Origin of the sequence: Reyranella sp. (assembly GCF_050185545.1) — a bacterium.
Taxonomy (GTDB): domain Bacteria; phylum Pseudomonadota; class Alphaproteobacteria; order Reyranellales; family Reyranellaceae; genus Reyranella.
In genome coordinates, this window is record NZ_JBFWZI010000353.1 from 1 (window position 1) to 3,187 (window position 3,187).

At 67.4% G+C, this 3,187-nt stretch carries 1 protein-coding gene; it reads right to left on the minus strand.

What is annotated here, in order from left to right; translation table 11 throughout:
* On the minus strand, positions 1 to 3,187 hold a 3,187-nt coding region (locus AB7O82_RS37905), incomplete at both ends, for a Calx-beta domain-containing protein (protein WP_428621915.1).

Below are 3,187 nucleotides of genomic sequence, written 5' to 3' on the forward strand. Positions count from 1 at the left end.
ACCGGCAGGGTGAAGCGTACCTCGAGATCGGGATTGGCCGCCTCGAGACCGACGATCGCCTGGTTGCGCAAATGGATCGACGACAGGTCGACGACGGCCGCACCTTCGATATCGAAATCGATCGAGGTGATGTTGTAGCGGTCGATCACCGACTGGTACTCGGCCTGCAGCGTGACGGCATCGGGCGCGTTCAGGGCCGCTTCCTGTCCGGCCGCGCCGCCGAACGAGATGGTGATGTTGCCGCCCGCCGCCTGGATCGCCTGCACCTGCTGCAGGATGGTCGAGCCGTTGGCGAGTCCGTCGTCGGCGATGCTGCCAACGCCCTGCCAGCCGATGCCCTGGCTCGAGTCGAGCACGAAGGCCAGGGTGAAGTTCTTGATGCCCGACGCCTGCGAGATGGCGCCGAGGTCGGCGGCGACGGGCATGGCCATGTCGATGTAGGGCGAGAACATGGTCGCGTAGTCGAGGCTCGCCGGCGGCTCGGTCGGATCGGGGGTCGTCGGCGTGCTCTCGACGCCATGGACCTTCACCGCCGCCGGATTGAGCGCACCCGAGGCGACGAAGCCGAAGCTGGTCTCGCCGTTGGCAGCGAGCGTGCCGTTCCACGTCGCATTGCCGATCACGTAGCCGGCGGCGTCGTGCGAGATGATCCTGGCGTTCCAGATGTCGGTGATCTGGTTCGGCATGTCGATCGCGATCTGCCAGCTGGTCGCGGCCGATCCGTCATTGTGGATCTTGACCGTGGCGTTGAACCCGCTGCTCCACGAATCGGTCACCGTGAAGGTGCCGCTGAAATCACCCGACGGATCGGTCGGGGGTGTCGGCGGGTCCGTCGGATCGGTCGGATCCGTAGGATCGGTTGGCGGCGCGGTGCCGTCGTCGTCGACGATCGTTCCGGCGGCGGTGGCGCGCGCGATGGTGGCACCGGCCCCGTTGGTCAGTACGAGGCTGAAGGTCTCGTTGCCCTCGACCAGCAAGTCCGGCGTGATGGTGATCGCGATGACCTTGGTCGTCTCGCCGGGCGCGAAGGTGACCGAGCCCGTGGCGCCGGTGAAGTCGGCAGCATCCGCCGTGCCGGCGGTGGTATGATAATCGACCGTGATCGTGCTGGTTGCCGCCTGCGACAGGGTCACCACGAAGGTGGCCGTGGTGGCCCCGCCACCCGATACGTCGCTGTCGAAGTCGAACTGGATGGGGGTCAGGTAGGCGAGCTTGGCCTGGATCGGCGTGTTCCAGTCGTCGGCCAGGATGCCGCCGGTGTCGCCCGAGTTCGGATTCCACGACCAGTAGGTCCAGCTGATCCCCTGCTTGCCGGCGGGGATGTCGTTCGTGCCGTTGTTGTCGAAGTCGCCCGAGATGTAGGAGGTGATGGCCTCGAGCCACGGCGCGTCCTTGGGATCGACCAGCTTGGTGCCGAACTCGCCGATCCACACCGGGGCGATGTTCTGCTTGTAGATGTAGCCCCACATCTGGTCGAACTTCGCCGGCAGGTTGGCCGGGAAGTCGCTGCCCTGGAACCACGGCTGCGGCCACACCGAGTTCGGATAGTCGTGCGCCGAGTAGACCAGCTTGTCGGCGACGTCGAGCTGGATCGGCCGGTCCTTCACGCCCATCAGGTTTCCGCCCCACCAGTAGGGCTGACCCTGGTAGGTGCCGATGCCCTCGACGAAGATCAGCCAGTTGGCGTTGACGTCGTGGATGGCGTTGCCGGCCTGCTCGGCGGCCAGCGCCCAATCGTTCACGCCGCCGCCGCCCCAGGTGCCGTTGTACGGCTCGTTGTGCAGGTCGGCGCCGATCACCTGCGGCTTGGCGGCATAGCGCGCCGCCAGCATCTGCCAGTCGGCGATCCATTGCGCCTGGCTGTGATTGCCGTCGTACCACAGGCCGTTGCCCGAGGTGCCGGCCCCCAGGTCGCTGCGGTGATGGTCGAGAATGATCCTGAGGCCGATCTGGCCGGCATAGTCGACGATCTTGTCCATGATCTGCAGGGCGCTGAGCCCCTGCAGGTCGGGATTCTTGGAGAAGTCGATGCCGTTGGGCGTGCCAGTCGAATGCAGCGTGTCGCTGGCGAAGGGAAGGCGGATGGTGTTGAACCCCAGGCTCACCATCTGGTCCATCATCGACTTGTAGCCGCGCGTCCACAGGCCGTGTGGCGCCATGGTCGAGGATTCGAAGCCGAACCAGTTGACGCCGGCGATCTGCACCGAACTGCCGGCGGAATCGATGATCTGGTTGCCCGCGGTGCTGAGCCAGCCTCCGGCTGCACTGCCGCCGCCCGGATTGCCCTCGACCACCGGCGTGTCGGCCACTGAAAGGGACGGCGTGACCGGCGGCGCCGTGTCGTCGTTGGTGATGGTGCCGGCGCCGGTGCCGTCGAAGAGGGTGGCGCCGGAAGCGCTGGAGAGTGCGAGGCTGAAGGTCTCGTTGGCCTCGACGGTCGAATCGCCGATGGCCGTGACCTTGATGGTCTTCTGCGTCTCGCCCGGCGCGAAGGTGAGGGTGCCCGATAGGGCGACGTAGTCGCTGCCGGCGACCGCGGTGCCGTCCGACGTGGCGTACTTTACCGTCACCGTCGTGGCGGAGGCGGCCGACAGTGTCACCGTGAAGGTGCCGCTGCCCGGCGACGCGGCGCTGCCTTCGGCGAAGCTCGCGTCGCCCAGAGCGAGGGTCGGCAGGGGGGCGCTGTCATCGTTGGTGATGGTGCCGACGCCGGTGCCGTCAGCGATGGCGGCGCCGGAGGCGCTGGACAGCAGGACGCTCAGGGTCTCGTTGCTCTCGACCGCGGTGTCGCCCGACACCTGGACCCGGACGGTCTTGGATGTCTCGCCGGCGGCGAAGGTCAGCGTGCCGCTCGCCGCGGTGTAGTCCGAGCCGGCGCTCGCCGTGCCATTGCTGGTCGCATAGGCGACGCTGACAGGTCCGCTGGCCGCCTTCGAGAGTGTCACAGTGAAAACCAGATCGCGTGCGCCGCCGTCGCCTTCGGCGACCGAGGCATCGGCGATCGAGAGGCTCGGCGGCGCCGGATCGGTGCCCACGGCGGCGCCGTTGACGGTGAAGTCGGTCGCTGCGGTGCCGCCGCTGCCGGGCGTCGCCTGGAAGCCGAACGACGTCGATTGGCCGGCGCCGACCTGACCGTTCCACGAGGCGTTCTTCACCACGTAGTGGTCGCCGATGTGGCTCACGATCA